Source organism: Geodermatophilus marinus (assembly GCF_003428645.1).
Taxonomy (GTDB): Bacteria; Actinomycetota; Actinomycetes; order Mycobacteriales; family Geodermatophilaceae; genus Geodermatophilus.
On record NZ_QVQH01000054.1, the window covers coordinates 1 to 5,530 of the forward strand.

Annotated in this window: 3 rRNA genes; all 3 read right to left on the minus strand. The window is 62.0% G+C overall.

The annotated features are described in order from the left end of the window. Positions 1-8: 8 nt before the first annotated feature. Positions 9-125: ribosomal RNA gene (gene rrf, locus D0Z06_RS24900) — 5S ribosomal RNA — on the minus strand. 144 nt (positions 126-269) lie between these two features. Beyond that, a 23S ribosomal RNA gene (locus D0Z06_RS24905) occupies positions 270-3,395 on the minus strand. A 474-nt stretch (positions 3,396-3,869) separates the two neighbouring features. Further along, positions 3,870-5,397: ribosomal RNA gene (locus D0Z06_RS24910) — 16S ribosomal RNA — on the minus strand. The 16S, 23S and 5S rRNA genes sit together here, the layout of an rRNA operon. Positions 5,398-5,530 lie beyond the last annotated feature (133 nt).

Sequence of the window (5,530 nt, forward strand, 5' to 3'; positions counted from 1 at the left end):
GAATGGTTGTCCGGCGGTGTCCTACTCTCCCACCCCGTCTCCGGGGCAGTACCATCGGCGCTGAGAGGCTTAGCTTCCGGGTTCGGAATGGGACCGGGCGTTTCCCTCTCGCCATGACCGCCGTAACGCGGTGAACGCGGCGCCGGGCCCCGCCCCCCGCGGGCGGCGGGTGGGGCGGGGGGGCTGGTGCGTGCGTTCAGAACCGCACAGTGGACGCGTGCTCTCGCCTGCTCTGACCGGGTCTGCCGGTTGGGTGGTGTGCAGGTCGTGTGGTCAAGTCCTCGGCCTGTTAGTACCGGTCAGCTGCGCACCTCGCGGTGCTTCCACTTCCGGCCTATCGACCCGCTGGTCTGGGCGGGGGCCTTACCCCATGGTTGGGTGAGAGACCTCATCTTGAAGCGAGCTTCCCGCTTAGATGCTTTCAGCGGTTATCCCTGCCGAACGTGGCCAACCAGCCGTGCACCTGGCGGTACAACTGGCACACCAGAGGTTCGTCCGTCCCGGTCCTCTCGTACTAGGGACAGCTCTTCTCAAGTCTCTTACGCGCGCGGCGGATAGGGACCGAACTGTCTCACGACGTTCTAAACCCAGCTCGCGTACCGCTTTAATGGGCGAACAGCCCAACCCTTGGGACCTACTCCAGCCCCAGGATGCGACGAGCCGACATCGAGGTGCCAAACCATCCCGTCGATATGGACTCTTGGGGAAGATCAGCCTGTTATCCCCGGGGTACCTTTTATCCGTTGAGCGACACCGCTTCCACACGCCGGTGCCGGGTCACTAGTCCCAGCTTTCGCTCCTGCTCGACCCGTCGGTCTCGCAGTCAAGCCCCCTTGTGCACTTGCACTCGACACCTGATTGCCAACCAGGCTGAGGGAACCTTTGGGCGCCTCCGTTACATTTTGGGAGGCAACCGCCCCAGTTAAACTACCCACCTGACACTGTTCCTGATCCGGCTCACGGACCGAGGTTAGACATCCAATTCGACCAGAGTGGTATTTCAACGGCGACTCCACCGGCACTGGCGTGCCCGCTTCGCAGTCTCCCACCTATCCTACACAAGCCGAACCGAACACCAATATCAAGCTGTAGTGAAGGTCCCGGGGTCTTTCCGTCCTGCCGCGCGTAACGAGCATCTTTACTCGTAGTGCAATTTCGCCGAGCCTGTGGTTGAGACAGCTGAGAAGTCGTTACGCCATTCGTGCAGGTCGGAACTTACCCGACAAGGAATTTCGCTACCTTAGGATGGTTATAGTTACCACCGCCGTTTACTGGCGCTTGAGTTCTGAGCGTCGCCCCGAAGAGCTAACCCGTCCCCTTAACGTTCCAGCACCGGGCAGGCGTCAGTCCGTATACATCGTCTTACGACTTCGCACGGACCTGTGTTTTTAGTAAACAGTCGCTTCTCACTGGTCTCTGCGACCGGCTCCCGCTCCCACCGCGAGGGTGTTCACCGGCTCCGGTCCCCCTTCTCCCGAAGTTACGGGGGCATTTTGCCGAGTTCCTTAACCACAGTTCGCTCGATCGCCTCGGTATTCTCTACCTGACCACCTGAGTTGGTTTGGGGTACGGGCCGCTCGGAACTCGCTAGAGGCTTTTCTCGGCAGCATAGGATCATCGGATTCGCCTCATCCGGCTACGCGTCGGGCCTCACCCTCGTGTGCGGCGCGGATTTGCCTGCGCCGCGGGCCACACCCTTGCACCGGTCCTACCACTCACCGGCCCGACTACCTTCCTGCGTCACCCCATCGCTTGCCTACTACCGGTCCGGGTCCCACGCTCCCCCGCTCCCACCGCAACGGCGGGACCGGGTTCGGGTGGTTAGCATCGCCAGGTTCGGCATGGGCGCTCCTTCGCGGGTACGGGAATATCAACCCGTTGTCCATCGACTACGCCTGTCGGCCTCGCCTTAGGTCCCGACTCACCCTGGGCGGATTAGCCTGGCCCAGGAACCCTTGGTCTTCCGGCGGGGGAGGTTCTCACTCCCCTCTCGCTACTCATGCCTGCATTCTCACTCGTGTGGCGTCCACGGCTGGATTCCTCCGCCGCTTCCCCCGCCACACGACGCTCCCCTACCCACCCGCACTCCTGGCCGGCCCCCCGCGGGGGCCCGGCAGGAACTCGTGCGAGTGCCACGGCTTCGGCGGTGTGCTTGAGCCCCGCTACATTGTCGGCGCGGAACCACTTGACCAGTGAGCTATTACGCACTCTTTCAAGGATGGCTGCTTCTAAGCCAACCTCCTGGTTGTCTCTGCGATCCCACATCCTTTTCCACTTAGCACACGCTTGGGGGCCTTAGCCGATGATCTGGGCTGTTTCCCTCTCGACTACGAACCTTATCGCCCGCAGTCTCACTGCCGCGCTCTCACTTGCCGGCATTCGGAGTTTGGTTGACGTCAGTAACCTTGTGGGGCCCATCGGCCATCCAGTGCTCTACCTCCGGCAAGAAACACGCGACGCTGCACCTAAATGCATTTCGGGGAGAACCAGCTATCACCGAGTTTGATTGGCCTTTCACCCCTACCCACAGCTCATCCCCCAGGTTTTCAACCCTGGTGGGTTCGGTCCTCCACGCGGTCTTACCCGCGCTTCAACCTGGCCATGGGTAGATCACTCGGCTTCGGGTCTAGAGCACGCGACTGGATCGCCCTGTTCGGACTCGCTTTCGCTACGGCTACCCCCCGCGGGTTAACCTCGCCACGCACCACTAACTCGCAGGCTCATTCTTCAAAAGGCACGCAATCACCGCCCACCCGAGGGGTGCGGCGGCTCTCACGGCTTGTAGGCACACGGTTTCAGGTACTATTTCACTCCCCTCCCGGGGTACTTTTCACCTTTCCCTCACGGTACTCGTCCGCTATCGGTCACCAGGGAGTATTCAGGCTTAGCGGGTGGTCCCGCCCGATTCACACCGAATTCCACGGGCTCGGTGCTACTTGGGAAAACGCTCGGGAGGCGACGGGTTTTCGTGTACGGGGCTCTCACCCTCTCCGGCGACCCCTTCCAGAGGCCTTCCACTAACCACGACGCTTTCTCACTCCCCGACCCCCCGGCAGAGAGGTCAGAACGCTCCCACGACCCCGTTCCCACAACCCCTGCCGGGTATCCGCATGGAAACGGTTTAGCCTGCTCCGCTTTCGCTCGCCACTACTCACGGAATCACGGTTGTTTTCTTCTCCTGTGGGTACTGAGATGTTTCACTTCCCCACGTTCCCTCCGCACGCCCTATGTGTTCAGGCGCGGGTCACACCACATGACTGGTGCGGGGTTCCCCCATTCGGACATCCTCGGATCAACGCTCGGTTGGCAGCTCCCCGAGGCTTATCGCAGCCTCCTACGTCCTTCATCGGCTCCTGGTGCCCAGGCATCCACCGTGCGCCCTTACCAACTTGGCCACACGTCCTACACACAACTCAAACGATCACACAACGATCAAGAGTCAAAGAAAGATGCTCGCGTCCACTGTGCAGTTCTCAACGAACGACCGGCCACCGATCCCCCGACCCCGCCAGACCCCACCCCCACCCGCCGCACGGCGGAAGGAGACGGGCGGTACGAGACCGGACCGGCCCCGGCAGAGACAGCCACCCCGGCCCCCCACCCACCGGTGGAGACCCGGGCCCGCTCCCTCAGGACCCAACAGCGCGCCTACCACCGACCCCGCCCCGCGCACCCGCCCTCCCCACCCCCACCCCGAAGGGCAGCAGTCGTACTAGCGGGCCGCGAACCGCGGCCGGCCGAACTGGTCAGCGTTCCACCCTCGAGCACCACCCCACCGACCCGCGGCCCCCCGGACGAGGGGCCCTCCCGCGGTGGGCGCGGCCGTCGGGCCGGCGGACACACGCATCCACCGGCCGGCTGCTCCTTAGAAAGGAGGTGATCCAGCCGCACCTTCCGGTACGGCTACCTTGTTACGACTTCGTCCCAATCGCCGATCCCGCCTTCGACGGCTCCCTCCCGGTAAGGGGTTGGGCCACCGGCTTCGGGCGTTACCGACTTTCGTGACGTGACGGGCGGTGTGTACAAGGCCCGGGAACGTATTCACCGCAGCGTTGCTGATCTGCGATTACTAGCGACTCCAACTTCATGGGGTCGAGTTGCAGACCCCAATCCGAACTGAGACCGGCTTTTTGGGATTCGCTCCACCTCGCGGTATCGCAGCCCTTTGTACCGGCCATTGTAGCATGTTTGCAGCCCTAGACATAAGGGGCATGATGATTTGACGTCATCCCCACCTTCCTCCGAGTTGACCCCGGCAGTCTCCCATGAGTCCCCGGCATGATCCGCTGGCAACATGGAACGAGGGTTGCGCTCGTTGCGGGACTTAACCCAACATCTCACGACACGAGCTGACGACAACCATGCACCACCTGTGCACGGCCCTTGCGGACCCCCCATCTCTGGAGGATTTCCGCGCATGTCAAGCCTAGGTAAGGTTCTTCGCGTTGCATCGAATTAAGCAACATGCTCCGCCGCTTGTGCGGGCCCCCGTCAATTCCTTTGAGTTTTAGCCTTGCGGCCGTACTCCCCAGGCGGGGCGCTTAATGCGTTAGCTGCGGCACGGAGACCGTGGAATGGCCCCCACACCTAGCGCCCAACGTTTACGGCGTGGACTACCAGGGTATCTAATCCTGTTCGCTCCCCACGCTTTCGCTCCTCAGCGTCAGTTGCTGCCCAGAGACCCGCCTTCGCCACCGGTGTTCCTCCTGATATCTGCGCATTTCACCGCTACACCAGGAATTCCAGTCTCCCCTGCAACACTCAAGTCGGCCCGTATCGACTGCAGGCCCGGAGTTGAGCTCCGGGTTTTCACAGCCGACGCGACCAACCGCCTACGAGCTCTTTACGCCCAATAATTCCGGACAACGCTTGCACCCTACGTATTACCGCGGCTGCTGGCACGTAGTTGGCCGGTGCTTCTTCTGCAGGTACCGTCACCGCTGAACGGCTTCGTCCCTGCTGAAAGAGGTTTACAACCCGAAGGCCGTCATCCCCCACGCGGCGTCGCTGCGTCAGGCTTCCGCCCATTGCGCAATATTCCCCACTGCTGCCTCCCGTAGGAGTCTGGGCCGTGTCTCAGTCCCAGTGTGGCCGGTCACCCTCTCAGGCCGGCTACCCGTCGTCGCCTTGGTAGGCCACTACCCCACCAACAAGCTGATAGGCCGCGGGCCCATCCCCAGCCGAACCAGTCTTTCCACCACCGGCCATGCGACCAGCAGTGCACATCCGGTATTAGCCCCAATTTCTTGGAGTTATCCCAGAGCCGGGGGCAGGTTGCCCACGTGTTACTCACCCGTTCGCCACTGATCCCCCACCGAAGCGGGTTCACCGTTCGACTTGCATGTGTTAAGCACGCCGCCAGCGTTCGTCCTGAGCCAGGATCAAACTCTCCGTAGATGCATTCGAAACCCGGCCGAGAACCGAGAACTGGACGCTCTCGATACAACTCTCAACCAAAGGAACCCACAAAGGGGTTGTTACTTGGCACTGACTTTCGGCACGCTGTTGAGTTCTCAAGGAGCGGACGCGC